This window comes from Mesorhizobium sp. M0119, from assembly GCF_040322615.1.
Classification (GTDB): domain Bacteria; phylum Pseudomonadota; class Alphaproteobacteria; order Rhizobiales; family Rhizobiaceae; genus Mesorhizobium.
The window spans coordinates 1-26,603 of the sequence record NZ_JAMYTU010000035.1 but is presented as its reverse complement, the minus strand read 5'-3'; the positions used below and the strand labels follow the sequence as shown (position 1 = coordinate 26,603).

Annotated in this window: 21 protein-coding genes and 1 pseudogene; 12 read left to right on the top strand and 10 right to left on the bottom strand. The window is 61.8% G+C overall.

The features are described from left to right. The first annotated feature begins 137 nt into the window (after positions 1–137). Positions 138–3,086, top strand: coding sequence for a DNA polymerase I (gene polA / locus NKJ40_RS24755; protein WP_352468325.1), 2,949 nt, complete (start codon positions 138–140; stop codon positions 3,084–3,086). Positions 3,087–3,312: 226 nt separating this feature from the next. Here the strand turns inward: polA and NKJ40_RS24750 are convergent, their stop codons facing one another. Further along, positions 3,313–3,717: a Fur family transcriptional regulator gene (locus NKJ40_RS24750; RefSeq protein WP_023675234.1), complete on the bottom strand. Its 405-nt coding sequence runs from the start codon at positions 3,715–3,717 to the stop codon at positions 3,313–3,315. 211 nt (positions 3,718–3,928) lie between these two features. Here NKJ40_RS24750 and NKJ40_RS24745 point away from each other — a divergent pair, with 211 nt between their 5' ends. The 3 genes from NKJ40_RS24745 to NKJ40_RS24735 all read left to right on the top strand — a co-directional run bounded on the left by NKJ40_RS24745 (position 3,929) and on the right by NKJ40_RS24735 (position 7,310). Beyond that, entirely contained in the window at positions 3,929–6,130 is a 2,202-nt protein-coding gene (locus NKJ40_RS24745; protein WP_352468324.1) for a caspase family protein, read from the top strand. A 101-nt stretch (positions 6,131–6,231) separates the two neighbouring features. Next, entirely contained in the window at positions 6,232–6,612 is a 381-nt protein-coding gene (locus NKJ40_RS24740; protein WP_352468323.1) for a hypothetical protein, read from the top strand. Next, positions 6,609–7,310, top strand: coding sequence for a DUF4760 domain-containing protein (locus NKJ40_RS24735; RefSeq protein WP_352468322.1), 702 nt, complete (start codon positions 6,609–6,611; stop codon positions 7,308–7,310). The genes NKJ40_RS24740 and NKJ40_RS24735 overlap by 4 nt, the downstream gene beginning before the upstream one ends. Before the next feature lie 84 nt (positions 7,311–7,394). Here NKJ40_RS24735 and NKJ40_RS24730 read toward each other — a convergent pair whose 3' ends face one another. Beyond that, complete coding sequence (locus tag NKJ40_RS24730; protein ID WP_352468321.1) at positions 7,395–8,477, bottom strand: trypsin-like serine peptidase; 1,083 nt, start codon at positions 8,475–8,477, stop codon at positions 7,395–7,397. 390 nt (positions 8,478–8,867) lie between these two features. On the opposite strand from NKJ40_RS24730, the gene NKJ40_RS24725 reads away from it, so the two are divergent. After that, positions 8,868–9,962: a S1 family serine peptidase gene (locus tag NKJ40_RS24725; protein WP_352468320.1), complete on the top strand. Its 1,095-nt coding sequence runs from the start codon at positions 8,868–8,870 to the stop codon at positions 9,960–9,962. Positions 9,963–10,030: 68 nt separating this feature from the next. Here NKJ40_RS24725 and NKJ40_RS24720 read toward each other — a convergent pair whose 3' ends face one another. Further along, the gene (locus tag NKJ40_RS24720; protein ID WP_352468319.1) at positions 10,031–10,381 is read right to left on the bottom strand and encodes a hypothetical protein; all 351 of its coding nucleotides are present in this window, start codon (positions 10,379–10,381) and stop codon (positions 10,031–10,033) included. A gap of 190 nt (positions 10,382–10,571) precedes the next feature. Here NKJ40_RS24720 and NKJ40_RS24715 point away from each other — a divergent pair, with 190 nt between their 5' ends. Then, positions 10,572–10,877 carry a DUF2934 domain-containing protein gene (locus NKJ40_RS24715; RefSeq protein ID WP_352468318.1) on the top strand — a complete coding sequence of 102 codons (306 nt, stop codon included), beginning with the start codon at positions 10,572–10,574 and terminating at the stop codon, positions 10,875–10,877. An 85-nt stretch (positions 10,878–10,962) separates the two neighbouring features. Here the strand turns inward: NKJ40_RS24715 and mgrA are convergent, their stop codons facing one another. The 7 genes from mgrA to NKJ40_RS24680 form a co-directional block, all read right to left on the bottom strand. Then, positions 10,963–12,009 carry an L-glyceraldehyde 3-phosphate reductase gene (gene mgrA, locus NKJ40_RS24710; protein ID WP_352468317.1) on the bottom strand — a complete coding sequence of 349 codons (1,047 nt, stop codon included), beginning with the start codon at positions 12,007–12,009 and terminating at the stop codon, positions 10,963–10,965. A gap of 129 nt (positions 12,010–12,138) precedes the next feature. Continuing rightward, positions 12,139–13,287, bottom strand: a complete 1,149-nt coding sequence (locus NKJ40_RS24705) for a Gfo/Idh/MocA family protein (protein ID WP_352468316.1) — start codon at positions 13,285–13,287, stop codon at positions 12,139–12,141. A gap of 12 nt (positions 13,288–13,299) precedes the next feature. Continuing rightward, positions 13,300–14,046: a sugar phosphate isomerase/epimerase family protein gene (locus NKJ40_RS24700; protein ID WP_352468315.1), complete on the bottom strand. Its 747-nt coding sequence runs from the start codon at positions 14,044–14,046 to the stop codon at positions 13,300–13,302. Between the two features lie 105 nt (positions 14,047–14,151). Then, positions 14,152–15,282 carry an ABC transporter ATP-binding protein gene (locus NKJ40_RS24695; RefSeq protein WP_352468314.1) on the bottom strand — a complete coding sequence of 377 codons (1,131 nt, stop codon included), beginning with the start codon at positions 15,280–15,282 and terminating at the stop codon, positions 14,152–14,154. A gap of 5 nt (positions 15,283–15,287) precedes the next feature. Continuing rightward, a complete protein-coding gene (locus tag NKJ40_RS24690; protein ID WP_502903753.1) occupies positions 15,288–16,217 on the bottom strand; it encodes a carbohydrate ABC transporter permease in 930 nt (309 codons plus the stop codon). Next, the gene (locus NKJ40_RS24685; RefSeq protein WP_352468313.1) at positions 16,210–17,103 is read right to left on the bottom strand and encodes a carbohydrate ABC transporter permease; all 894 of its coding nucleotides are present in this window, start codon (positions 17,101–17,103) and stop codon (positions 16,210–16,212) included. The genes NKJ40_RS24690 and NKJ40_RS24685 overlap by 8 nt, the downstream gene beginning before the upstream one ends. 107 nt (positions 17,104–17,210) lie before the next feature. Then, positions 17,211–18,449: an ABC transporter substrate-binding protein gene (locus tag NKJ40_RS24680; protein WP_352468312.1), complete on the bottom strand. Its 1,239-nt coding sequence runs from the start codon at positions 18,447–18,449 to the stop codon at positions 17,211–17,213. Between the two features lie 392 nt (positions 18,450–18,841). Between NKJ40_RS24680 and NKJ40_RS24675 the strand changes: the two genes are divergently transcribed. The 6 genes and pseudogenes from NKJ40_RS24675 to NKJ40_RS24650 all read left to right on the top strand — a co-directional run. Beyond that, complete coding sequence (locus tag NKJ40_RS24675) at positions 18,842–19,891, top strand: LacI family transcriptional regulator (protein ID WP_352468311.1); 1,050 nt, start codon at positions 18,842–18,844, stop codon at positions 19,889–19,891. A 345-nt stretch (positions 19,892–20,236) separates the two neighbouring features. Next, positions 20,237–23,359, top strand: a complete 3,123-nt coding sequence (locus NKJ40_RS24670; RefSeq protein ID WP_352468310.1) for an MFS transporter — start codon at positions 20,237–20,239, stop codon at positions 23,357–23,359. A gap of 655 nt (positions 23,360–24,014) precedes the next feature. Next, complete coding sequence (locus tag NKJ40_RS24665) at positions 24,015–24,479, top strand: SET domain-containing protein-lysine N-methyltransferase (RefSeq protein ID WP_128185026.1); 465 nt, start codon at positions 24,015–24,017, stop codon at positions 24,477–24,479. 447 nt (positions 24,480–24,926) lie between these two features. Then, positions 24,927–25,292: a VOC family protein gene (locus tag NKJ40_RS24660; protein WP_352468309.1), complete on the top strand. Its 366-nt coding sequence runs from the start codon at positions 24,927–24,929 to the stop codon at positions 25,290–25,292. 161 nt (positions 25,293–25,453) lie between these two features. Further along, complete coding sequence (gene greA, locus NKJ40_RS24655; RefSeq protein ID WP_352468308.1) at positions 25,454–25,936, top strand: transcription elongation factor GreA; 483 nt, start codon at positions 25,454–25,456, stop codon at positions 25,934–25,936. Positions 25,937–26,374: 438 nt separating this feature from the next. Further along, positions 26,375–26,603, top strand: a pseudogene (locus NKJ40_RS24650) (hypothetical protein); the annotation flags it as partial.

Below are 26,603 nucleotides of genomic sequence, written 5' to 3'. Positions count from 1 at the left end.
CGTGAGCGAACAAAGCTCCGGCCAAGCCGCCATGGCCGGCCAAGCTCGCACGCCATTTGTCAGGGTGTTGCCGGAAGCCTTGGCGCAAGCCGCCTTTGGCATGGACCGCGGCGCTGCGCCGCGCTATCCCTCGTGCCATGAAAAAAGGCGATCATCTCTTCCTTGTTGACGGCTCCGGCTACATCTTCCGTGCCTATCACGCGCTCCCGCCACTGTCCCGCAAGTCCGACGGGCTGCCGACCAGTGCCGTGCTCGGCTTCTGCAACATGGTCTGGAAGCTGACGCAGGACGCTCGCAATACCGACGTCGGCATCGTGCCGACGCATTTCGCCGTGATTTTCGATTATTCGTCGAAGACCTTCCGCAACGACCTCTACCCCGAATACAAGGCCAACCGCTCGGCGCCGCCGGAAGATTTGATCCCGCAGTTCGGCCTGATCCGTCAAGCGACCAGGGCCTTCAACCTGCCATGCCTTGAGACGGAAGGCTACGAGGCCGATGACCTGATCGCCACCTATTGCCGGCTTGCCTGCGAAGCCGGCGCCGACACCACCATCATCTCTTCCGACAAGGATCTGATGCAACTGGTCGGCCCAACGGTTGCCATGTACGACCCGATGAAGGACCGCCAGATCGGCGTTCCCGAGGTGATCGAGAAATGGGGCGTGCCGCCGCAGAAGATGATCGACCTGCAGGCGCTGACCGGCGATTCGGTCGACAATGTGCCGGGCGTGCCCGGCATCGGGCCGAAGACGGCGGCACAATTGCTCGAACAGTTCGGCGACCTCGATACGCTGCTCGCCCGCGCCGGCGAGATCAAGCAGGACAAGCGGCGCGAATCGATCATCGCCAACGCCGACAAGGCGCGCATCTCGCGTGACCTGGTGACGCTGAAGAACGACGTGCCGGTGACCGAGGGGCTCGACGAGTTCGTGTTGCACGAGCCGGACGGCCCCAGGCTGATCGGCTTTCTCAAGACCATGGAATTCTCGACGCTGACCCGCCGCGTGGCCGAAGCGACCGGAACCGACGCGGGCGACGTTCCAGCCACTCCCGTCACGATAGAGCGTGCCGATACCGCGCATGGCCCCGATATGGGTTTTGGCGTGCCCGCGGCCGCCGAGAGCGCACCGCCGTCGGACGAAGCGGCACTCGAAGCCCCGGCCGCAGTCAAGCAAGGCGACACCCCATCCCTGCTTTCGGCGCTTCGCCTGGAGGCTGCCACCGCCCGCAAGATCGACACCGGCGCCTACGCCTGCATCCGCGACGCCGCGACGCTGAAGGTCTGGATAGCCGAGGCGATGGAGAGAGGCATCGTCGCGTTCGACGTTAAGACCTCCTCGCCGGATCCGATGCGGGCCGAACTGATCGGCCTTGCCATGGCCGTCGCGCCCGGCCATGCCGCCTACGTGCCGCTTGCCCACAAGAACGGCAATGGCGACCTGCTCGGCGGCGGCGCGGTCGAAAACCAGATCCCGATCCGCGACGCTCTGGCGTTGCTCAAGCCGCTGCTCGAGGACAAATCCGTCCTCAAGATCGTGCACGACATGAAATACCGCCTTGTCGTCATGAGCCGTCACGGCATCGAGATCAGCCCCTATGACGACACAATGCTGATCTCCTACGTGCTCGAGGCCGGCACCCATGGTGGCCATGGCCTGGAGGCGCTGGCCGATAAATGGCTCGGCCACGCGACCATTCCGCTGAAGGAACTGGCCGGTTCGGGAAGAAGCTTCGTCGGCCTCGATCAGGCCGACCTCGGCAAGGCGACGGCTTACGGGGCCGAGCACGCCGACGTCGCGCTCAGGCTCTGGCAGGTGCTGAAGCCGCGGCTTGCCGCCAAGGGCCTGGTCTCGGTCTATGAACGACTGGAACGGCCGCTGGTGCCGGTGCTGGCACGGATGGAACAGCGCGGCATCTCCGTCGACCGGCAGATCCTGTCGCGGCTCTCCGGCGAACTGGCACAGGGTGCCGCACGGCTCGAGGACGAGATCTATCAGCTGGTCGGCGAGCGCATCAACATCGGCTCGCCAAAACAGCTCGGCGACATCCTGTTCGGCAGGATGGGCCTGCCCGGCGGTTCTAAAACCAAGACCGGCCAGTGGTCGACCTCGGCGCAGCTTCTCGAAGACCTCGCCGCCGAAGGCCACGAATTGCCACGCAAGATCGTCGACTGGCGCCAGCTGACCAAATTGAAATCGACCTATACCGATGCGCTGCCCGGCTTCATCCATCCCGACACCAAGCGCGTCCACACCTCCTACGCGCTTGCCGCGACGACGACCGGGCGGCTGTCGTCCTCGGACCCCAATCTGCAGAACATTCCGGTGCGCACCGTCGAGGGCCGAAAGATCAGGACGGCCTTCATCGCCGACAAGGGCAACAAGCTGGTATCCGCCGACTACAGCCAGATCGAATTGCGCGTGCTGGCCCACGTCGCCGAAATCCCGCAGCTCAAGCAGGCCTTCGCCGACGGCGCCGACATCCACGCGATTACCGCGTCTGAAATGTTTAACGTGCCGGTCGAGGGCATGCCTTCGGAAGTGCGCCGCCGCGCCAAGGCGATCAATTTCGGCATCATCTACGGCATTTCGGCCTTCGGCCTCGCCAACCAGCTGTCGATCGCGCGCGAGGAAGCCGGCGACTACATCAAGAAATATTTCGAGCGCTTCCCAGGCATCCGCGACTATATCGATGCGACCAAGGCCTATGCCCGCGAGCACGGCTTCGTCGAAACCATCTTCGGCCGCCGCATCCACTACCCCGAGATACGCTCGTCCAACCCCTCGGTCCGGGCATTCAACGAGCGCGCCTCGATCAACGCACGCCTGCAGGGCACCGCCGCCGACATCATCCGCCGCGCCATGATCCGGATGGACGAGGCGCTGGAAAAGGCCAGGCTTTCCGCCCGCATGCTGCTGCAGGTGCATGACGAGCTGGTTTTCGAGACGGTCGAAGCCGAGGTCGAGGCGACGATTCCGGTCGTCTGCCACGTGATGGAGAACGCCGCCATGCCGGCGGTATCGATGTCGGTGCCGTTGCACGTCGACGCCCGCGCCGCCAACAATTGGGAAGAGGCGCATTAACGTCCCGCGGCCGATCAACTGCAATCTGTAGCGATTCGTCGCGCCCCCCTCTGTCCTGCCGGACATCTCCCCCACGAGGGGGGAAATTGGCAGCTTGGGCGCTGCGCACCATCGATTGGAAGTGGCAAACGCCGGGATGTTAGCCGATCTCCCCCCATGTGGGGGAGATGTCCGGCAGGACAGAGGGGGGCGCTGTCCCGCCAGCATCTCGCGGCTTAGTAAGCCCTCAAGCCGCCTCGGCCAAACACTTCGCACAAGTCCCGCGGAATTCGATCACCGCCTTCTTGGCGGCGAAGCCGGTCGAGCGCACCCATTCGTCGAGCCGGTGGCCGACATCGTGGTCGGAGAACTCGGTCACCTGGCCGCAGGTGTCGCAGATGGCAAACGCCGTCATCGAATGGCTGTGGTCGTGCGGCTCGGCGCAGGCGACGAAGGAATTGAGGCTTTCGAGCCTGTGCACGAAGCCGGATTTCACCAGCGTGTCGAGCGCCCGGTAGACCTGCAGCGGCGCGCGAAAGCCGCGCTCGCGCAATTGGTCGAGCAACGTATAGGCGCTGAGCGGGCCGCTGGCGGCCTCGAGTTTCTCGAGAACGCAAAGCTGGTTCTTCGTCAGTACATCCCTTGCCGCCATGATCCTGTTCCAACCCGCTTCGTGCCGATCACTGCCATTTCGCATGCGATCGGACCACTTCCACTGAGATAGCGACGAACTGCCATTTTTGCTACTGTTTCTATTCGCAGCCGGTGATCGGCTGGCCGGCGGTGCCATATTCAAAATACTGACAAAATCGTCGGCGAGGCTGGCCGTGCTTGGAAATTCGATCGGGCTTGGGGAAGCAATCATGATCAAAGTGACGCGGCGGACGCTGCTTGCCGGCACGTCCGCGCTGGCCGCTGCCGGCCTGGTGCCGTTTCCGGCATTCGCAGCGGCGCGCACCTACCATGCGCTGCTTGTTGCCTGCACCGATTACCCGAACCTGCCGAAGAAAAACTGGCTGATCGGACCGAAGAACGATGCCGGCCTGGTGCGCGATTACCTCCTGAAGAACACGCCCGCGCCGGTGAAGTTTTCAGCCGAAAACGTCACGTTGCTCGCCAAGGATGTCGAAGCCGCCAACGGACCGCCGACACATGCGGCGATCAAGGCGGCGTTGGCCGACCTTGCCGCCAAGGTCCAGCGCGACGATTTCGTCTACCTGCATCTGTCCGGTCACGGCGCGCAGCAGCCGGCGGCAAACAAGGGCGATGAGACCGACGGCCTCGACGAGATTTTCTTGCCGTCCGACATCGATAAATGGATCAACCGCGACAAGGGCGTGCCCAATGCGCTGGTCGACAACGAGATCGGCGCCGCGCTCGACGCCATCCGCGACAAGGGCGCCTTTATCTGGGCCGTGTTCGACTGCTGCCATTCCGGCACGGCGACGCGCGCCGCCGAGGTCGACGACGAGCTGGAACGCAAGGTCGAGTTCGCCGATCTGGTCGGCGGCGACGACGCTGCCAGGGCGGCTGCGGTGAAAGCCTATGACGGGATTGCGTCGGCCGCGCCGCGCGGCTTTGACGAGGACGGGCAGCGCAAGCCGGCTTTCAAGCTGACGCCGACCGGCGCCGAGCCGACCACCAAGGGTACATTGGTCGCTTTCTACGCGGCGCAGACGGTGGAGACGACGCCTGAGATGCCGCTGCCCAAGGGCACGGCCGATGCGCCGCGTTTCGGGCTGTTCACCTTCACCATCCTGTCGAAACTGGCCGAGAACCCCAACATCACCTACCGCCAGCTCGGCCAGGCGGTGCTGCAGCAATATTCGGCGGACGGCCGCACCCGGCCGACGCCGCTGTTCGAAGGGGAACTCGACGCGCGCGTCTTCGGCACCGACAAGACCGACGCGGTCATGCAATGGCCGATCGTCGTCGAGAACGACAAAGCCATGATCGGCGCCGGACTGCTGCATCGCCTCACCCCAGGCAGCAGGCTCGCAATATTGCCCTCGGCGCTGTCGCCGCTGTCCGAGGCGCTTGGCTATCTCCAGGTGCAGTCGGCGAAAAACCTGGAAAGCCGGGTCCAGCCGGTCGAGTTCGGCGGTAAGCCGGCGCTCAAGCTGGCCGACATCCCCGCCAATGCCTATGCGCGGCTGGCCGAGCTCGCCGTCGACTACAAGCTCGTGGTTGCACGGCCGGCGGCGACCAAAGGCCTCGAGAAGGAGGCTGCGCTGGTGAACTCGGTTCTCGACGATCTGGCGGCCAGGGAAAGCTCAGGGTTCCACATCGCGCTGGTCGAGCCGGGCAAGAGCGCAGATCTGCGTCTCGCCGTGCTGCGCGAGAACGCCATTGCCGGAGCCGCAGAAGATGCCACCGACACGCCGGCGCTGTGGTTCCTGCCGGCTTCGGGCGACATGACGCTCGAGGACGGCAACAAGCCGCTGATGATCGTCATTCATCCGGATGGCCGCGAAAAGTTGATCGACGCCGCGGCCCGGAATCTGACGAAAATCTTCCGCGCCATCGGCCTGTCGAGGCTGGCCGCCGCTTCCGATTATCGGCCGGAAGAGGTCAGTGTCGAGTTCCGGATCAAGCGTTTCGACAGCGACACGCTGCAGCCGATCGAACCGTCGACGGTGCCGCGTGTTTCGCCAGACGATCAGGTGCACGTGCTGGCCAGGAACAGCTCGACCAACCTGGTCGACATCAACGTGCTCTATGTCGGCTCCGACTATTCCATCCAGCATTTTCTTGCCGAGCGCCTGACCGAAGGCGCCGTGCTCGAGGAAGGCCTGTTCAAATTCACCGATACCAGCTTCGGTATGGAGCGCATGATCGCCGTCTTGACCGAAGCGCCGCCGCAGAGCGAGAAGCAGGATCTGAGCTTCCTGGCGCAAGACGGCGTTGTCTCGGTAACGCGCGGACTGGGACAGCCAAGCTTCTCCGATATGCTGGCCGATATCGGCATGGCGCCGGCGACGCGATCGGCCATGCGGCTCACCGACGACAAGGGGTCGAAGGGCGCCGTGATGATCTTCCCGATGGAGACGGTGCCGCGCGCCTGAAGCGGGATCAAGTGCCCGGCCGGGCCTCTTGCCTGATCGGCTGATAATGAACATTCTTCGACCGCCGCTGTCGGCGGCCGAACGGAACGGATGAGGCGTTCGTGAACAGGATCGTATTTTCGTGGCGCGCAACAACCGCCGGCCTTGTCGCCGGGCTATTGTTGGCCGCCAATGCCTCGGCGGACGAGGCTTGTGGCCTCTGCGCCAAGGAGGTCGTCATCAACTCCGAGCTGGCGAGCTGCTTTCTCGACCAGTACGACCAGATCGCCAAAACCGGCAGCACCGCCGTCGTCGTCGATCTCAGCAGCTGCACCTCGCGCGGCGTGGTCGAACCGTTGCCGTCGCCGGGCAAGGCGCAGGTGGAGCCTGACGTGCAGTTCATCGTATCGCGCACACAGCTGGATTGCCTGAAGAAGAAGCTGGAGACGCCGGGCATCGTGCTCGACCCGTCCGCCACCATAGAACTGGACAGCTGCGGATGACGAGAGCGGGGGGCAACGCAACGCAGCAGGCAGCGGCGCCGGTACCGCAAAAGAAGCCGGTGTCACTGCCGGAAACCGTCGAAGGCCTGCCGTGGGTAAGCAATCACGAGGTCAAGAAGGAGGCCAACCCGTTCACCGATCGCGACTGGCGCATGCTCGTCTATGCCTGGTCCGGATTGCTGGTGCGCCTGGCGATCATCTTCACCTTGATCTTTTCGGTCTACCAGTTCCTGGCAAACCAGGAGCAGAAGCGCGTCGAACAGACGATGTCGCTGGTCGAGCTCTGGGAAAGCAAGGATTACCAGCAGGCGCAACGGGCCCTCAAGCAACGCCTGGCGGCGCTCAACGCCAAATACGGCAATCTGCTCAGCGCCAATCCGACGCCGACCGAGGAACAGGTGTTCAGACAGCGCATCGGCATCGAAGCGATGAGCGCTACTGGCGGCGACATGCCGCTTGCCGAGTTCAGCGATAATTTCGACCGCATCGTCTATTTTCTCAACCGCCTTTCCTTCTGCGTCGAAGGCAGGCTGTGCTCGCGCGAGGTCGCCGACTCCTATTTCCGCGACTACGCCGCTTCGTTCTGGAGCTATTTTGCCGGCTATATCGACAAGGAGCGCAAGGCCGGCTCGCCGACCTTCGCCCTGCCGATCGAGAACTATGTCCGCCAGGCGCCAGCCTCGGCCCGGTCCAGATAATCCCCCAAAATGCGAAAGCCGGCGACGGAAATGCTCCGCCGCCGGCTGGTTTTCCGCGATGATCGCGGCCGAAATTCTGCACGCCTATTTGTACAGGCTGTTGATCCACTGGACGTTGATGGCGTTCAGGCGCACGGCGGTATTGGCATCCGGGCTCTCGGCCACGTTCACGCCGGTGATGACGCGCTGCTTGGAGCCATTGTCATAGGCATAGACCGAGCTGCCGCTCGATCCTGGATACGTGTCGCAGTCGTACTGGAAATACTCGGTGGCGATGTTTTCGGCGTGCACTTCGCAGGTCGCCTTCCACATCGTGCCCATCGGCTTGTCGCCGGGATAGCCGATGATGTTGGCGGTGAAATCGCCGAGATCCTCGTAATTGGCATAGCCCAGCCAGCCGAGATTGGTGCCGACATCCTGCTTCAGGGTGACGATGCCGAGATCCCACGGCACGACCGAGCCGTAAAAGCCTTGGTAGTTATCGATGAAGCCCTGGACGATATAGGCGCTTTCATAGGTGAAGGCGCCGAATGGTGCGTCGTCGGCGGTCTTACCATTGAGGGCCGGGACGAACAGGATGTCGTCCAGCCAGGCCTTGTCTTCGTGGCTGTAGAGGCAGTGCGCCGCGGTGAGCACCGTGCGCGGGCCGATCAGCGTCGCCGAGCAGCTGCCATAGCTGCCGCTCTTCGATTTGCCTTCGAGATAGCCGATCGCGGTGAACGGGTAGGTCTTGGTATTCTTGATCTGCTCGCGGTCGTCCGCGCCGAACACCTGACGGCCGGCCTCTTCGCCTCCGCCCAGCCCGGAATTGTCGGACTTCTGCCCGTCGGCGGGCGCGTTCATTTCCTTGATGACAAGGTCCTTCAGCGTCTCGTTCGGGTCGATCTTGATGTCCTTGCCATCGGCGGAGCGGCCGACGATGCCATAGGATTTGACGGCCGTTGCTTCGTCGGCGAGCGGCGCGGCGCGGTTGGCCTCGTCGTCGGTCAGTTTCGGCGGGGCGATCGGTTTCGCCCGGCCGGGCTTGTAATCGCCCGATGTCACGTCCCGCATGCTTTCGCCGTTGCCGGCATTGGCGGAACCTGGATCGGCAGCCAAGGCAGGAGCCGCCCACATTGCGGTGGAAAGCAACGCGGACGCAATAATGCTATGTGTCAGTTTTGTCATGGTGAGACTCTCCCAAAAGTCAGCAAGGACTGGATCAAGATAGAGAAATATTGTCGAGATCGTGGTGGCGCAGAAAAATGAAATTGGTTACCGGTGCCTTTACCGGGCCATTATTCAGTGCAGCCAGTTTAGGTCCCCGCCAAAAATGCCTGCAACGGTATACTGCCTAAAATAATCCAACATTGGCAACGACAAATTGCTTCCACATAGCCCGTGGCGGGCTATAGGATTTTGGGCGGGTTTGGCTCGACAGCACGACTAGCAGAAATGGTGCTCGGCTTTGTGACGGATCGTGCTTCGCCGTGGAGCATGATCTCACCGGCCGGTTCCATTTCAGTGGATCATGCGTCGGCGACTGACCTGTCGGAACATCGTCTCAGGGGGTTCGAGGTGAAGATCATCCATAGGTTCAGACCGATTGCCGCCGCCGCGCTGCTTGGCATCGCGGCGGTCGTGCCGGTCGTCAATTCCGTTCATGCCGGGAACACGGCCGCCCGGCCGGAGGCGGCGATCTCGCCGATGAAACGCGTGGCCGAGGCCAGGGCAAAGGCCAGGGCGGAGAACCCCGACGGCGCCGATCGCGTCTACGGCGGCAAAGAGGCCGAGACGGGCGCTTACCCGTTCCAGGTGGCGTTGCTGACCACCGGCAAACTGGACAAAAGCCCGGCCTCGCAGGCGAATGCGCAGTTCTGCGGCGGCAGCCTGATCGCGCCGCAATGGGTGCTGACGGCGGCGCACTGCCTCAATGACGACGACGAGCCGATTTCGCCTGATATGGTCACCGTGCTCACCGGCGCCACCGATCTCAGCGAGGGCAAGCGCTACAAGGCGGTGGAGATCATCGTCAACGAGGGCTATAGCGAGCAGACGCTGGACAACGATCTCGGCTTGATCCGGCTGGCCGAGCCGGCCGATGCCCCGACCATCAAAATTGCGCGTGAGCCGACCCCCGACGCCGGCAAGACGACGGTCATCGGTTGGGGCAAGATGCAGGACGGAACATTTCCCACCGCGCTGATGGTCGCCGACCTGGACCTCCAGCCGAACGCAACCTGCAACAGCGGCATCAAGGCGATTTATGCGCATGATTTGAAGGCTGCGCTCGGCGAGCTCGCCCGCCGCATGCGTTACTCGGAAAGGGGCATCGAGGCAGCCGCCAACGCGATTGCAGCTGACATGGCCGATCCGCTGACCGGCAACATGATCTGCGCCGGCACCGCAAGCGGCGAGCGCGACGCCTGCAATGGCGACAGCGGCGGACCGCTGTTCATGACTGGCGCCGATGGTCCGGTGCAGGTCGGCGTCGTCAGCTGGGGCGAAGGTCCGGCCGACGGCAGCACCGCCTGCGGCCACAAGAACGCCTACGGCATCTACACGCGGCTGGCGAATTACACCGGCTGGATCGAGGAGAAGATGAAGACGGCAGCGCCCGTACCCGCAGCGCCCAAAGCCCTCGGCACGGCCCAGAAGCCGGCCACGCCCTGACCGGCGTCACTTGCTGAATGACGGCGGGAGCAATCCCGCCGTTTTGTCCGGGAAATCTTAGGTCGGGACTAGAACCAGCGATCGCGGCGCTGGTCTGTGGCGGCCAAGGTGAGGCCCAGTAGCGCCCCTACTGCCGCTCCGAGCATGAATGCGGACGATATTGTGCCAGGATTCTCCTGGACAACCCCCGACACCGTTTGCGCCCTGTTGCGGAGGGCTTGTGCCGTCCGAGAGGCGCGCTCAGCAGCGTTGTCATACCAGCCGCCGGCGTCTTCGATCGCCTCTTCCGCGCGTTCGGCCAAGGTCCGATTGATCTTGCTGATCTCGCGCCTCAGCTGCGCGACCTGCTTCTCCAGGGCTTCCTGAGCTTCACGTTGAGTCATCTTCGGTGTTGCGGATTCGTTCGGTTCGTCGGCCATGGTAATCTCCTTTGCTCAGGTTCGGCTCAACGGCCGGCCCGCTATCTAGGTTCCTCTGCAAAACGCGTCTGTCCGGTGTTTGTTCGATGAGAGACCGGGTTTTGTCCGGCATGTGTGCGAAATCGGCTTGAACATAGGATCGTTCCGGCGCTCCCCGCGTTGGTGAAAACGCCACAAGGGAGGAACCGTCATGGACAACGATCGGCATGAAAAAATTCGGCAGCGAGCCTATGAAATCTGGCTGCGCGAGGGCCGCCCGGATGGCGCGCATGAGCGTCATTGGCAGCAGGCGAAGCAAGAGCTTGGCTACGATGAGACGACGACCGGCCAGGCTCCTGCTGGAACGATCGCCAGTTCCGACGTTCTGACGGTCGAGGCGCTGGCGATGCGCACCGGGATAACCGGTGATCAGGCGCAAGAGCTGATCGACAGGCTTGGCAACGACAGGGCAACACTCGAGGAAGCCGCGCGGAACCTCAAGGCAGCCGAAAGTTAGCCGCTGGCCACCGTGTCGAAGACGGCTATCAGTTTGCACTGCCGCGCCTTTTCGAATGGAAACGGACCCGCGGACCGGGAGTCGCCTACTTCCTCGGCGGCCCCTTGCGTTCGGCCGATGCCGCCCAGAGGTTGATGTCCGACTCGCGGGCAAAGGTGTCGATCTCGGCGAGCTCGGCATCGCTGAAGTCGAGCGCCTCAAGCGCGCCGACGCAATCCACGACCTGTTCCGGCCGGCTGGCGCCGATCAGCGCCGACGTCACCCTGCCCCGGCGCAGCACCCAGGCCAGCGCCATCTGCGCCAGCGTCTGGCCGCGGCGACGGGCGATGACGTGCAGCGCCTCGATATTGGCGATCGATTTGTCGTTGATGAATGCCGGGCGCAGCGACTTGCCCTGGCTGGCGCGGCTGCCATCGGGGATGCCGCCGAGATATTTGTCGGTCAGCATGCCTTGCGCCAGCGGCGAGAACACGATCGAGCCGACGCCAAGCCCCTCCAGCGTATCGAGCAGGCCATCATCCTCGACCCAGCGATTGAGCATCGAATAGCTCGGCTGATGGATCACGCAAGGCGTGCCGAGCTGCTTCAATATGTCGGCGGCCTCGCGAGTGCGCTGCGAATTATAGGAGGAAATGCCGGCATAGAGCGCCTTGCCCGAGCGGACCGCGTGATCGAGCGCGCCAATCGTTTCCTCCAGCGGGGTGTCGGGGTCGAAGCGGTGCGAATAGAAGATGTCGACATAGTCGAGCCCCATCCGCTTGAGACTCTGGTCGAGGCTGGCCAGCACATATTTGCGGCCGCCCCATTCGCCGTAAGGTCCTGCCCACATTTCATAGCCGGCCTTAGTCGAGATGATCAGCTCGTCGCGATAGCCGGCAAAGTCAGTCCGCAGGATCTCGCCGAAGGCCCGCTCCGCCGAGCCGGGCGGCGGGCCGTAATTGTTGGCGAGGTCGAAATGCGTGATGCCGAGATCGAACGCCTTGCGCGTGATTGCCTGCTTGGTTCTATGCGGCGTGTCGTCGCCGAAATTGTGCCACAGCCCAAGCGAGATCGCCGGCAGCTTCAGGCCGGAGCGCCCGCAGCGATTGTAGACCATCTTTTCGTAGCGGTTTTCGGCGGGGACATACGGCATGGGAAATCCTCAAATCGAAACGAGCCCGACGGCTGCCGCCGCGACGGTGGGGCAGTCGAGCTTGCCACCCTTAGCCTCTCCCCGCGCAAACGGGGAGAGGCTTTTTGCGGTGCTTGGGAGGTGCGCCGCCTACTTGGTTTTCTTCTTCGCCAGCAGCTCCTTCGCCGCCTTGACGCCGAGTGCCGCGGGCCGCTCGCAGCTGGTCTGCATGGCAACGAACTTTCCGGTCTCGCCCGAGCGCAACAGGCCGGTCATGACGTCGACTGCATGCAGCGCCAGTTCCATCGAGCAGCGGTGCGGCCGGCCTTCCCTGATCGCGATCGCCATGTCGGCAAGGCCGGCGGTGCGGTAGTTGGCCATCATCCCGTGCGAATGCATCTCGTTGGGCACGCCGAACGGATGCCCCCATTTCGGCAGCTTCTTCACCGGCTTGGCGGCTTCGGTGTAGCGCACTTCACCGCCGAAGAAGTTCGGATCCGGCACGAACACCGTGCCTGCCTCGCCATAGAGCTCCATCGGCGCGTGGCCGTGGCTCCAGACATCCCAGCTGGTGTTGAGCGTCACAACGGCGCCGTTCTCGAATTCCAGCACGCCGTGGATCGTCGTCGGCGTGGAGACCGGGATCTTTTCGCCGGCGCGCGGCTTCGAGCTGATGATGCGTTCCGTCATCGGGATCGAAGCGAAAGCCGCGACCTGCTTCACCGGCCCGATCAGCTGGATCAGGTTGGTGATGTAATAGGGTCCGATATCGAGCACCGGCCCGGCGCCCGGCTGGAAGAAGAAGTCCGGATTGGGGTGCCAATGCTCCATGCCATGGCTCATCACATGACAGGTGCCGCTGGTGATCCTGCCGAGCCTGCCGGTGTCGATCAGGTCGCGGACAAGCTGGTGCGCGCCGCCGAGGAAGGTGTCGGGGGCCGAGCCGATGCGCAGCCCTTTGTTTTCCGCGCGTTTCTTCAGGTCGAGCCCTTCCTTGACCGACAGCACGAAGGGCTTCTCCGAATAGACGTGCTTGCCGGCGTCGAGGATCTGCTTCGACACCTCGTAATGCACCGCCGGAATGGTCAGGTTGACGATGATGTCGATATCGTCGGCCTTGAGCAGCCCCTCGACGGTTTCGGCGCGTAGCTTGAACTCTTTTGCCCGCGCTTTCGCCGCCTCCTTGTTGATGTCGGCGCAGGCGCGCATCTCGATGCCGCGAAACAGCGGCGCCAGCGAGAAATACGCCTTCGAGATGTTGCCGCAGCCGATGACGCCGATGCCAAGTTTTGTTGCCATGCTGGTGTGCTCCTAATAGGTCTTGGCAGCTGCGATCGAGCGGCGGGCGAAGCGCTCGATATCGTTGGGATTGTCCTGTTCCATGACGTAGTATTTTGCGGCGCTTTTGGCGCGCAGCGCCCTGATCAGGCCGGGCCAGTCGATGGTGCCGTGGCCGACATCCGACCAGCCGTCCTCGTCGAGGCCCTCGCCCGGCTTGGCCAAGTCCTTGACATGGACGGCGACGATGCGCTTGCCGTGCTTCTCGATCCAGGGCAGCGGATCGACGCCGCCGCGCACCACCCAGGCGACATCCATCTCCCAGCCGATGTCGGGCGCCGAGGACAGGATATGGTCCTGCGGCACCGAGCCGTCGGCAAGCGCCTTGAACTCGAAATCATGGTTGTGCCAGGCAAAGCCATAGCCGGCTTTCTTGGCCGTCTCGCCGACCTTGGCCAGGCGTTCGCCGAAGCCGCGCCAGCCGGCCGCGTCGGCCGGCCTTAACTCGGCGTTCAGGAAGGGGCAGATGAGCAGCGTGATGCCGAGCGCGTCGGCCGTCCTGCGCACGCCGTCGAAATCCTTCTCGAGCGCGTCGATCGAGAAATGCCCGGTCGGCATGGCGAGCCCGTTCTTGTCGAGCTCGGCACGGAACGCCTTGGGATCGTCATAGACGCCGCCGAACCCTTCGACTTGGCTGTAACCAAGCTCGCCCAGCATTTTGAGCACGCCCTCCCAGGGCTGGAAATTGCGGGCGCTGTAAAGTTGGAATGACCAGTTCATCGTCTCTGTCCGTTTTCTTGTGGATGGTTAGTCTTGGGGGGATGAGAGTCTTGGGGGATGAGTCTTGGGGGGGAATGGAAGAGTCTTGCGAGGCTAAATCATGCTCTAGAGGCGGCTGCCGGTGGCGGCGTCGAAAAGCGAAGCGCGCATCGGATCAAAACCGATGCCGACCGCCTCGGCGTTGTTTGGCGTGCGCTCGGCTGTCACCCGTACCGTGAAATTCTGGCCGCCGAGCTTCAGCCAGACCAGCGTGTCGGAACCCATGGGCTCGACGACTTCGACATTTGCCGTGGCTGCGAACGGCCATCCCGTGCCGCTGTTGAACGCCACGTGCTCGGGGCGGATGCCGAACACGGCCGGCCCTGGCACCGGGTCCTTCTCGAAAGCATAGGTGGCAAGCGGTATCCGCACATCCTCGGCGACAAAGTGCCAGTCGCCTGCCGCCTGCTCCAGCCTGCCGTCGAGGAAGTTCATTGCCGGCGAGCCGAGGAAGCCGGCGACAAACCGGTTGACCGGCCGGTTATAGATGGTCTGCGGTGCATCGAGCTGCTGGATGACGCCGCCCTTCATCACCGCGATGCGGTCGGCCAGCGTCATCGCCTCGATCTGGTCGTGGGTGACGTAGATCATGGTGTTCTCGAGCTTGCGATGCAGCAGCTTGATTTCGACGCGCAATTCCGCGCGCAGCTTGGCGTCGAGGTTGGAGAGCGGCTCGTCGAACAGAAAGACATCGACGTCGCGGACAAGTGCACGCCCGATCGCCACGCGCTGGCGCTGGCCACCGGACAGGGCCGCCGGCTTGCGATGCAAGAGCGGTTCGATCTGCAGGATCTCGGCAGCCCGGGCGATGCGCTTGGCGATCTCGTCCTTGGCGAGGCCGGCAACGCGCAGCCCGAACGACAGGTTCTTCTCCACCGTCATCTGCGGATAGAGCGCGTAGGACTGGAACACCATGCCGATGCCGCGATCCTTGGGCTCTTCCCAGGTGACGTTCTTGCCCTTGATGAAGATGCGGCCTTCGGAAACGTCGAGCAGCCCGGCAATGCAGTTGAGCAGGGTCGACTTGCCGCAGCCGGACGGGCCGAGCAGCACGATGAACTCGCCTTCGGCGACATCGAGGTTGAGCGTCTGCAGCACCGATATCGCGCCGAAATTCAGCGACAGGTTCTGGATCGAGACGCTGGTGCCGTTTGCCCCCTTGCTGCCGTTTACCGCAATGCTGCCGTTTGCGTTCATCGCCATCATCCTTTCACGGCGCCGGCGGCGATGCCGCGCACAAACAATTTTCCGGACAGGAAATAGACGATCAGCGGCACCAGGCCGGTCAGGATGGTGGCTGCCATGTTGACGTTGTATTCCTTCACGCCTTGTACCGAGTTGACGATGTTGTTGAGCTGCACCGTCATCGGATAGGTGTCGGGGCGGGTGTAGACGACGCCGAACAGGAAGTCGTTCCAGATGCCGGTCACCTGCAGGATGATGGCGACGACGAAGATCGGCAGCGACATCGGCAGCATGATGCGGAAATAAATGCCCCAGAAGCCGGCGCCGTCGACACGCGCTGCCCGGAACAGCTCCTCCGGCATGGAGGTAAAGTAGTTGCGGAACAAGAGTGTGAGGATCGGCATGCCGAAGATGGAATGGACGATCACTAGGCCGCTGAGGCTGCCGTAAAGGCCGACCTCGCGCAGGATGATGACGATCGGATAGATCATCACCTGATAGGGGATGAAGGCGCCGACGATCAGGATGATGAAGAAAGTGTCGGCCCCTTTGAAGCGCCAGTTGGCAAGCGCATAACCGTTCACCGAGGCGAGTGCGATCGACAGGATCACCGACGGGATGGTGATGCGCACCGAATTCCAGAAACCACGCGACAGCCCGTCGCAGTTGAGCCCGGTGCAGGCGCTCGACCAGGCCTTGACCCATGGCTCGAAGGTGATCTCCATCGGCGGCGAGAAGATGTTGCCGAGGCGTATCTCGGGCATGCCTTTGAGCGATGTCACCACCATCACGTAGAGCGGCAAAAGATAGTAGAGCGCGACCACGATCAGCGTGCCGTAGAGGAAGATGTTACGGCGCGAGAATGTGTGGCGCGGCTTCGGTCCGCTCGGCCCGTAGGCTTCTAGCCCGCCGGTGATGGCAGGCAATGAAACGGCTTGGTCAGACACGCTTCTTGCCTCCGAACTCGAGATAGGCCCACGGCACGATGACGATGATCACCGACAGCAGCATCATCGTCGAGGCGGCGAACCCCTGGCCGAGGTTCTGGGCGAAGAACATGTAATCATAGACATATTTGGCCGGGACTTCGGAGGCGATGCCGGGCCCGCCGCTGGTCTGGGCGACGACAAGGTCGTAGACGCGAACGATATTGGAGGCGACGATGACCAGCGTGGTGATGAAGACCGGCCGCATCATCGGTATGATGATGAACAGATAGGTCTTCCAAGTCGGTATCCCGTCTACCCGCGCGGCCTTCCAGATATCCTCGTCGATGCCGCGCAAGCCCGCCAGCATCAGGCACATGATGAGCCCGGTGCCTTGCCAGAGAGCGGCGATCAATATGCCGTAGATGACGATGCTGGAATCATAGAGCGGATTGAAGCTGAAGCTCGTCCAGCCGAGGCTGCGCACCACTCCCTGGATACCGAATTCCGGGTTGAGCAGCCATTGCCAGACGAGACCGGTGACGATGAAGGACAGGGCGAAGGGATAAAGGAAAATGGTCCGGAACGTGTCCTCGAACCGGATCTTCTGGTCGAGCAAGGCAGCAAGCAGGAAGCCGATCACCAGCGAGAACACCAGCGACAGCACGCCGTAGATCAGCAGGTTCTCGATCGAGATCAGCCAGCGCGGGGTTGCCCACAGCCGGTAATACTGGTCGAGCCCGACGAAGTGCAGCCGCGGCAGCAGCTTGGAATTTGTAAAGGAATACAGCACCGTCCAGACGGTGCCGCCGACAAAAATCACCAGCGCGGTGAAGATCATTGGGATCGAGGCGATTTTCGCATTGAGGTTGCGAAAGAGTTGGCTAGGGCGTTCGCTCTTGCTCATCTGCACAGCCGGGCTGGATCGGGTAAGGGCCGGAGGGTCAAGAGGTCTTGACCCGAGCTCCCGACCCTGCGTTTGCAGGGGCGGGAGTGAGGCGGTTGGTCGATCGCTCAATCGGCCGAACCGACGATAGCGGCGAAGCGCTTCTGCGCATCTTCCACGGTCATGTCCTGCTTAGCGAAGAACTCGGAGAACAGATCCTCCTTCTGCTTCTGCGTATCCTGCGAAAGCAGCTGGTCGGTCCAGGGCATGACATTGCCCTTGGCGAGAATTTCGAGCCCCTTCTTCATGCAGTCGTTCGCCGCCTTGAGGTCGACGTCGCCGCGCACCGGCAGCGAACCTTTCTTGAGATTGAAGGCGACCTGCGTCTTGGGATCGAGCAGCGTGTGGGCCAGCACTTCCTGCGCCTTCGATTTTTCGGGATCCTTCAGCAGCGGGAAGTAGAAAGCGTCGCCGCCGGTGGCGATCATCTCGTTGAGGCCGAGGCCCGGAAGGCAAGTATAGTCCTTGCCGGCGGTCTGGCCGGCAACCTGGAACTCGCCCTGCGCCCAGTCACCCATGATCTGGCCGCCGGCCTTGCCGGTGATAACCAGATTGGTGGCCTGGTTCCAGTCCTGCACATTGGTGTTCTTCGCCATCTTGCGGGCGTCGTCCGCGGCCTTGAAGACCTTGGCGACTTCGGGCCCGGCGGCGAATTCGGCGTCCTTGTCCTTGTAGACCTTGAGGAAGGCGTCGGTGCCGCCGACCGCCGCAAGCAGCACGTCGAAAGCGCCGGAGGTTTGCCAGGGCTGGCCGCCGACCGCGAGCGGCTGGATGCCTGCTTTTTCAAGCGCAGGCGCCGCAGCGACATATTCGTTCCAGTTCTTCGGCACCGGCACGCCGGCCTTTTCGAAGGCGGCGTTCGACAGCCACAGCCACTGCCAGGAGTGGATGTTGACCGGCACGCAATAGATCTTGCCGTCGAGGGTACAGCCGTCGAGCAGGCTCTTCGGCTGCACGATTTCCGTCCACTTTTCCTTGGTGGCGAGATCGGTGAGGTCGCGCATCAGCCCGGCCTGCACCAATTCTTCCGCCTGCCGGCCGTGATTGAACTGGGTCGCACCCATCGGGTCGCCGCCGGTGATGCGGCTGATCATGATCGGCCGCGCCGTGCCGCCGGAGCCGGCGATAGCGCCGTCCACCCAATGATTGCCCGTTGCGTCGAAAGCCTTGGCGAGTTCGGCGACCGCTGCCGCCTCGCCGCCGGAGGTCCACCAATGGGTGACTTCCAGATCCGTCGCGGCCGCCGGGCCGGCGAATTGCAGCGCGACCGTCGCAGCCAGCGCAGCAGTCATGAGTTGGTATCGCATTTCGTTCCTCCCAGAACCTGAAACGTTACAGATTTTCGATACGGCAATTGCTTGAGGCGCGCAACCCCTCAGGCGAAGGTGGCATCAAGTTTTTTCGAAGCACGAATAAAATCGCGCGGCTCGCCGGCCTACCGCGCCGCAACAAGAGGGGTTGCACTGCGAAATAGAATGCTGCGACGCCAAAAAACCGGAAAAGCCCGTTCCAATCGCTGTTTTGCGCCGATTGCAGCACCGCTCGTTTTGCATCTGTCACCAGTGATTATGGCGATGCGTGACAATCTGTAACGTTTCAGTATATAGCGGTTTCATTCGGTGAGGGGCCGCGGCGAACCCGCGGCCGGCCGATTGCCGGCCTGTCCGGCAACTGTTATGCGCCTGACGGGGCGGGATGAATGAACAGGCATCAAAAAGAGACGGCCGACGAGGCGTCGGGCCAGGGCCGGCCGACACTGAAGACGCTCGCCTTCATGACCGGGCTGGGCGTCACCACTGTGTCGCGTGCGCTGAAGGACGCGCCCGAGATCGGCGCCGAGACCAGGCGGCGTGTCCAGCTTGTCGCCAAGCAGATCGGTTATCGGCCCAACCGTGCCGGCGTACGCCTGCGCACCGGCAAGACCAATGTCATCAGCCTGGTGCTCAACACCGAGCACGAGATCATGAGCTTCGTCTCGGATATCATCTACGGCGTTTCGGAAGTCATCGCCGACACGCCCTATCATTTGATCGTGACGCCCTACTCGCGCTCGCAGGATCCGCTCGACCCGATCCGCTACCTCGTGGAAACCGGTTCAGCCGACGGCGTCATCATTTCGCGCACGCAGCCGAACGATCCGAGGGCCCGTTATATGCTGGAGCGCGGCATCCCCTTTGCCACGCATGGCCGCACCGATATGGGGCTGATCCATCCCTATCATGATTTCGACAATTACGCTTTCGCAGCCGAGGCAGTGCGCCATCTGGCCGGCCTCGGCCGCCGCCGGCTGGCGCTGCTGGCGCCGCCGGTCGAGCTGACCTATCACGGCCACACGCTCGCCGGCTTTGCCGATGCGCTGAGCGAGGTCGGCGCCAGCGAGGTCCCGTTCAACACCGTTTCGATCGATCATTCGATCGAGCAGATCAGAATGCGGACCGCGCAGCTGATGCGCCGCGACGTCAGGCCGGACGGTTTCATCAGCAGCGCCGCCGCCGCGACGCTCGCCATCGTCGCCGGCATCGAAGACGCCGGCCTCAAGCTTGGCCGCGATGTCGATGTGGTGTCCAAACAATCGTCGGAGCTGCTGCACCTGTTTCGCAGCGAATTGCTGGTCGTCAACGAGAACTTCCGGCTGGCCGGCGCCGAACTCGCCCGCTCGGTGCTGGGCTGGATCGGCGGCGCCGCACCCGGCACCCTGCAAAGCCTGAGCGAGCCGGGCGAAGTCCAGGCCTATCGCCGGCCGGCGTGAGCGGGATACGTTCAGATTGAACTGGGCATCCCCCTCCATCCATTTGTCCTAGACGCATTTCTGCGACGCCAAGTGATTCCACTTGGCTGCAAATGCGCGCTGCTGACTGGCAACCTTGGGGCCGGAAGCAGTAGGTCCGCTTGTGGTGTAGGAAGGCTGATAGCGGACGTTCAACTCCCAAGTTCCGATGTCGTGAGTGACCCAAAGGTGACATTTGCCGGTCACCGGTTCCCGTCGTGCGTTCTGGGAGCGCTTCTACCGCAAGGCACTATCCTTCGCGCCAATGAAATGGTCTGGTTCCAAGAGACCCTATTGGCGCAACTTAGCTATTCGTGAATGCGACGTTTGACCAAGGCGGAAAAGATTTCGAGTGGCCAACCCATGAGTGCCCCCTCGGGAATTGAAATGCTCCTTCGCTGGCTTCGCAGGCTGCCGATTCCCAACGATCGCATCGGGCATCTCGTACTGAGCGCCTTCCTGCTCGCGACCGCAAACACCTTCGGTTCCTCCTTGGCGGCTGCCCGGTTTCTATCGACTCAAGGCGGCGAGGGGGTCGCGATTTACTACATGGTGTTCGCTCTCGTCTCGATTCCCGCGTGGGTTGTCTATGCCCGGATGATCGACCGCGGCAGCCGTGTTGTCCTGCTGCAGCGGTTCATGGTCGCCGTCATTGTGATGACAGCATTGTTGATCCTCGCCAGCGGGTTTGGCGGTACGGCAGCGGACTATGCGCTCTACGCAGGAATCAGCGTGTTGGAGTCGCTGCTCTACAGCGTCTTCCAAGTGGTGTTGATCGACTATCTGACTGCGCGCGAAATGACGCGCTATTCGACGCGTGTCGCTGTCGCCCTGTCCGCAGGGGGCATGGTGGGTGGCAGCCTCGCCGGCTTGCTTGCAGGTTTCGTATCGCCCTTCTGGCTGCTCTTCGGCATGCCGCTGATACTGTGCCTCTGCCTCGCGCATCTGGCCTGGCTGTCTCTCCGCTGGAAGCCGGCGGGCGAAAGGGAGGAGCAGGGAGAGTCCGGAATACTTGAAAACCTTCGCAGCATAGGCAGCATGATGCGGGGATTTTTAATAGCAATTCTGCTTTCAACCGCACTTTTCCTGAATATTGTTACGCAATGCATCGCTGAGTATATGGTTTTCAACATCTACACCGACAGTTTTCCGGACGAACAGTCGCTTGCCAAGTTCTTCGGACTGATGAGCGGCGCCCTGAATTTTGTTGGCATGGCGATCGGGTTGTGGCTGACCAGCCCGTTGATGCAACGGCTCGGCATCGCGCGCATGAACCTTGTTTTCCCAGCCGCGTGCGGAGTGAGCTTCATCGCCATGCTTGCCAGTCCGGCGCTGCCGGTCGCGATGTTTGCGCACGTCGTCTATGATGGTCTTTCCAAGAATATCGATGCGCCGGTCACGGCAATCAACTACAACGCAGTTCCAGGGCGGTTTGCAAGCCGGCTGCGCGCCTTCAACGACAGCCTGATCTATCCGATGGCATTGGCCATATCCGGGCTGCTGGTCTGGGTGGTGGCGCAATTCGCAGGTCTTTTCGGTGTCGGCGTGCTCGGCGTTGTTCTTAGCCTCTGCTTCCTCGCATGCGGATGGAGTATCGGCTGGCGCTATGTCAGCGGGCTCGTAGGGATACTGCGAGAGGGGGCTGTCGATCTCGATCGCGACGAGTTCCTGATACGCGAAGCATCGGCCGTCGCCGCGAGCAACAGTGCGGACCTCGTCGTGATGCTAAGTGGACAGGACAGAACTGCGACCGAACTTGCTCTGCGTATTGTTGCCCATACCTCGATAGGACCATTCCTCGAACCAATCACCGAGAAACTCACGACATCGGGCGACGAAACGGTCATCGCCCTGGCTCGTGGAGGCGACCGGCATGCAGCAGATCTGCTGACACTCTGGCCCAATGCGGAACCGGTGCTCCGCGTCCGCATCGCCCAGTACCTTGTGGCAGTGGGGCGATCCCTGCCCGAGGATCGGGATCAGGGACCGGTGATGATCGCGCTCGATTTGGCTGCACGCCTCGGCAAATCGCCGGAAGCGGCGCAAGCGCTCGTAACGATGGCCCAGTCTCAATTGGAGGTAGCCACGGCACTGCTGCCGATCGCCGCCGCGCGGTGCGACGACGCGTTCACGCCGATGCTCGTCAGCATCATTCGCAATCATGCTTCGCTTGAAGAGGTCATAGTCAAGACGATCGCTGCCCTGCCTTATTCCAAGCCCGGGAGTACTGGTCTGCCCCAGGACCTGCTCGAGGAAGCCGTCCGTTCCAACGACACGGGACGACGAGTGATTGGTTATCAACTGGCGGTGCGAGGAGGCTGGCCGGCGAAGCGTATCGCTGTCGGGCTGACGGATCGGGATGAATCGGTACGCCGCGTCGCAATCGCGGCATTGGTCGCCCGCAAGGATTCCGTGGCAGCGGTATTGCCTATGCTGCGAGACGAGAATCCATCCGTCCGCCTCGCCGTCATCGAGGTGCTCGGCCACGTAGGCGCCACCGAAGCCCTGTTCAGCTATCTGCAGAAAGATGCCTTCCCCCGTATTGACAGGTATCGCCAATGGCGTCAGGCAGTGCCCGACAGCAACCTCGCCTGGGCTGCGATCGCCAGAATTGCAATGGCAGAGGCCAATCAGGCCGCGATCGACGAGGTCCTGGTGACGCTTGCTGCCCTCGGCCACAAACAGACGGTCAGCTATATCCGGCGCTTCCTGAGCGCCCGCGACGAGCGTATGCGTGCTCGCGCGGCAGAGGCAATTACCGCCGTCGACCAGCGGCGGTTGGTGACGCCGCTCATCCCACTGCTTGACGGTGATACGGCCAAGCGTGGCAAGACCCTCCCTATCAAAACCGTGCTCGATGCCATGAGCACCTCCTCGTTGCCCTGGCTACGCCGGGCCGCTGTGGCTGCACGATCATTGGAGTCCGATATGCCGAATGCCGAACACGGTTTGCTCGACCGCCTGCTTTTCCTGCGCAATGTGCCAATTTTCGAAAGCTGCTCGCTCGACGATTTGTATGCAGTGCAACAGGTCATGAAGCGCACCGACTACCTATCCGACGAGGTTATCGTCAAGCAGGGCGCGCATGGCGAGGAGCTTTTTGTCCTCCTTGAAGGCGAAGTCAAAGTGAGACAGCGCGGTCCTTCGGGCTTCACCGACTTTGCAACGCTGAAACCCGGCTCGATGTTCGGAGAGATGGCGCTGTTCGGCGAAGGTGAGCGCTCGGCGGATATAGTTGCGGTCGGGTACGCAAGCTGCCTTGTGCTGGAGCGTTCGCATTTCGAGGACCTTGCCCGGCAGCGGCCGGGTATTCTGCTGCAGATCTGCCGGGTGTTGGGTGGAAGACTGCGTGCCGCGAACCAGAAACTCCATGACCTGCAAACAGCGAAGTCAGCAAAGAGTGGGTTGCTGGAATCCAGTTCTACAGCCCAATCGCGCGGATTGCAGTGATTTTCAGGTAATCGGAATGTCCATTGGCGGGCGCAAAGCGGACGTTTCGGAACGCCATCGCTCGACGCCGTTTAATTAGCCACAACATCAGCACGAGCGGCCCGCCAGCCAATTGTCGGCTTTTGACCCGATACGAACGTCGAACTTTCGAGGCAATCGGACAACTACTCTTGAACGCTGCCGTCGTCATCTGACCTCGGCAGTGGTCCAGGTCAATCGATCCCAACTGTTTCGCTCGCCGACGCAGTGCCTTTTTTCAGCACGGCAACGTCGAGCAGTGCGGTGAGGGAACCGATTGCGGCGCGTGCCGGCCTTGGTGGTCACCTTTTGACCTCAAGGCACCTTTCTATCGCTGCAGCGCGAACAGTTTTCATATCTGCTCGAACGTGCACCGCACCTACGGGCGCGGCTGGAACAGGTGCTGACCTCGAGAGAGCAGAAGGTGAAGCGGAGCGGCCTTTGACAAAGGGCGCTGCCCATGATCCTCTGACCCGAGGCGTCGGTTTATCGACGGCATGATCCCGACCGAAGCGACTATACAGTAATGATGCATCACACAAGCCTTCCCTTCGGAGCAAGATGCTAATTACGATAGTAGAGCCGCATCGTCGATTTCCCGAGTCCAACGAACCATCCGTTACGCAGGAGTTTGCTGATGCAAAACGAAATTGTTTTTGCCCATAATCCTTTTAGCGAGCTGACGGAAGTTCGCGCTAGCGCCTTGCATGGTTGGGGTGTGTTCGCGAGACGACTCATCCCTAAGGGGACAGTTTGGTGGCAGGCGCGTTCGCAAGATGTGCTGGTGATAGAGCGAGATCAATACGAAGCTATTGACTCCTTGCCCCGTACCGTTCTTGTCAATGGGCTTCTGGACGCCATTTTGCATTATAGCTACTACCCGAGTGGTCTTAACCGGCTTATTTTGATCCTGGATGGAGCACAATTCACCAACCATTCATTCACCCCCAACTCCGTCGACGACCCAACCAAACTTCAAAGCTTAGCGCTTCATGACATCGGACCGGGAGCCGAAATCCTGGAAGACTATTCCCACTATGGAAAATGTCCGTGGGCCCCTCTGTATGGCGAATTCGCGAAAGCGATTTGGGAACGGAATTGATGCTGCTGTCACGTTTTTCCGTTGATCTCATTACCAAAACTTGCTGATCAGAACCATGGCCCCATTTTCGCATTCCGGCCCGCGCGCAGTGTCGGCCATGTCGCTCAGGGGGCTTTCCGGAGCCCGGAACGCGACCATTTCTCGGATTGCCTCTTGCTCGGCCTCGTGCGGGAGGTGTTCGCCATCGCCTCCGAACGTCCGAAAGTGGGCCGGAAGTTGACGGTCTGCTTTTGGTACTGGCTTGTCAAAAGCAGCCATTACGCTGCCGACCCAATGTGGGTCGTATAGAGTGTCATACACACCGCCGAAATACGACCTATGTCCAAAAACCCTCATCCGACTACTTCGGCTGACATCCAGACAGCCCGCTTCTGCACTCGGCTCCACCGACAGGGAAACCTTTGCGCGAGTTGACTGTTGTAGCTACAAGACAGAGGAGAAGGTTGAATGGCATCCGTCCGATACATCGTCGCGGACGTCGACGAGGCGGTCGCGTTCTATCGAGACAATCTCGATTTCAAGATCGACATGCACAATCCGGGCAAGTTCGCTGCGCTGCTGCGCGACGACCTGACGCTGTATCTCAGCGCCCCAGGTGCGGGGAGCGGTGGTCAGGCGGGCGGCGATCCGAAGCCAGGCGGGTGGAACCGATTTATGATCGTTACGAACGAGGTCGATGTCCTTATTGAGCGGTTGCGCCGGGCTGATGCAAGATTCCGCGGCGAAATCAGCGACGGCGGTGCCGGTCGCGCCATCTTGCTCGAAGATCCATCGGGCAACGTCATCGAGCTATTCGAGTTCAAAAAGGACTGAGCCTGACGTAGAGCTGGTGACGGCGGGCGGTTGGTTTTGATGCGTCTGCTCATGGTCATGTCGCGTTCCGCCACCGACGACAGATTTCTGCCGTCTTTGATCAAAAGCGGACGAGCCGGAATCCACCCCGGTGACGGTGTTCGACACGGAGTCCCGACCAATTGAGCGTAGCATTTGCCAAGGAGGAAAGCGCGGAGGCAGCATCGGAAACCATCCTGCCGGCTCGCCCTATCTCCGGTCGGATCAACCTCGTCACGGACGCGGGCCTCAAGATGCTGCAGGATGAATTGGCTCGCGCTCAGCAGGCTCTCGAGGCCGCTAACGCGCTGGAAGATGTCAACGAGAGGCGACGGCAGTCGGCGGTTCCGGTTCGAGATATGCGCTATTATGCCGAACGCGTCCGTACGGCTCAGCTTATGTCGGTGCCGACGTCTAATGAAGTGATCGCCTTCGGCCACACCGTTACCTTCGAGCGTGATGATGGCCGCACTCAGACCTTCCGCATCGTCGGTGAGGATGAGGCCAACCCGTCTCAAGCTTCCATATCGCATGGTTCATCGGTTGCCATCGCATTGATTGGCAAAACCGTTGGCGACGTTGTCCAGCTAGGGCAGCGCGAACTCGAGATCCTGTCCATTTCTTAGTTGGGCATCGGGCTACGACGCACGACCGAATTGCAGGCATGTTCTGTGACTTCGTCACGGTCAACCGCCACCGTCACGTTTGGTACACTGTCAGGTGACGCGCGCGAGTTACACCCGTCGCCGTAACATGGAGGTTGCCAGCTTGCCGCGAGCCACCCATTCTGCGCTTAATAGCGGCAACTCAGGGGCGAGTAATGGGCCGATTGCTGACTGTCGGGTTTCAGTCGCGCTCGACGGATAGCATAATGACAGCGCACCCGACTGCCGTCGCGTTGGCACTTAAATTGATCGACGAAGGGGTGCGTGACGGCGACTGTGAGTCCGCCTCCCCGGATATCGACCGTTCTGACAACAGGCAGTCATAACCGATTGAGCATGCTCGTAAGGTCGGCTAACTTACAAACGACAGGCAATAAAAATTATTCATCGGGGGCAATCATGAATTCGATCGGGTCGGCGATCGCAAAGGGACTGTTTTTGGCTGGTCTGTTCATATCGGCGGGATCAGCGCTGGCGGCGAAGAGCGATGACGGATTCGCAGCGTTCTGGACAAAATTCAAGGCTGCCGTCGACAAGAGCGACCAAAAAGCCGTATCGCAGATGATCAAATATCCCATCTATTACAATGACCAACGGCAAGTAGATGACTTCCCTTTGATCTGGAAGG

Coding starts and splice junctions, on each gene's coding strand:
- polA (WP_352468325.1), top strand. CDS start 138: ATGAAAAAAGGCGATCATCTCTTCCTTGTTGACGGCTCCGGCTACATC.
- NKJ40_RS24750 (WP_023675234.1), bottom strand. CDS start 3,717: ATGGCGGCAAGGGATGTACTGACGAAGAACCAGCTTTGCGTTCTCGAG.
- NKJ40_RS24745 (WP_352468324.1), top strand. CDS start 3,929: ATGATCAAAGTGACGCGGCGGACGCTGCTTGCCGGCACGTCCGCGCTG.
- NKJ40_RS24735 (WP_352468322.1), top strand. CDS start 6,609: ATGACGAGAGCGGGGGGCAACGCAACGCAGCAGGCAGCGGCGCCGGTA.
- NKJ40_RS24730 (WP_352468321.1), bottom strand. CDS start 8,477: ATGACAAAACTGACACATAGCATTATTGCGTCCGCGTTGCTTTCCACC.
- NKJ40_RS24720 (WP_352468319.1), bottom strand. CDS start 10,381: ATGGCCGACGAACCGAACGAATCCGCAACACCGAAGATGACTCAACGT.
- NKJ40_RS24715 (WP_352468318.1), top strand. CDS start 10,572: ATGGACAACGATCGGCATGAAAAAATTCGGCAGCGAGCCTATGAAATC.
- mgrA (WP_352468317.1), bottom strand. CDS start 12,009: ATGCCGTATGTCCCCGCCGAAAACCGCTACGAAAAGATGGTCTACAAT.
- NKJ40_RS24705 (WP_352468316.1), bottom strand. CDS start 13,287: ATGGCAACAAAACTTGGCATCGGCGTCATCGGCTGCGGCAACATCTCG.
- NKJ40_RS24700 (WP_352468315.1), bottom strand. CDS start 14,046: ATGAACTGGTCATTCCAACTTTACAGCGCCCGCAATTTCCAGCCCTGG.
- NKJ40_RS24695 (WP_352468314.1), bottom strand. CDS start 15,282: ATGAACGCAAACGGCAGCATTGCGGTAAACGGCAGCAAGGGGGCAAAC.
- NKJ40_RS24685 (WP_352468313.1), bottom strand. CDS start 17,103: ATGAGCAAGAGCGAACGCCCTAGCCAACTCTTTCGCAACCTCAATGCG.
- NKJ40_RS24680 (WP_352468312.1), bottom strand. CDS start 18,449: ATGCGATACCAACTCATGACTGCTGCGCTGGCTGCGACGGTCGCGCTG.
- NKJ40_RS24675 (WP_352468311.1), top strand. CDS start 18,842: ATGAACAGGCATCAAAAAGAGACGGCCGACGAGGCGTCGGGCCAGGGC.
- NKJ40_RS24665 (WP_128185026.1), top strand. CDS start 24,015: ATGCAAAACGAAATTGTTTTTGCCCATAATCCTTTTAGCGAGCTGACG.
- NKJ40_RS24660 (WP_352468309.1), top strand. CDS start 24,927: ATGGCATCCGTCCGATACATCGTCGCGGACGTCGACGAGGCGGTCGCG.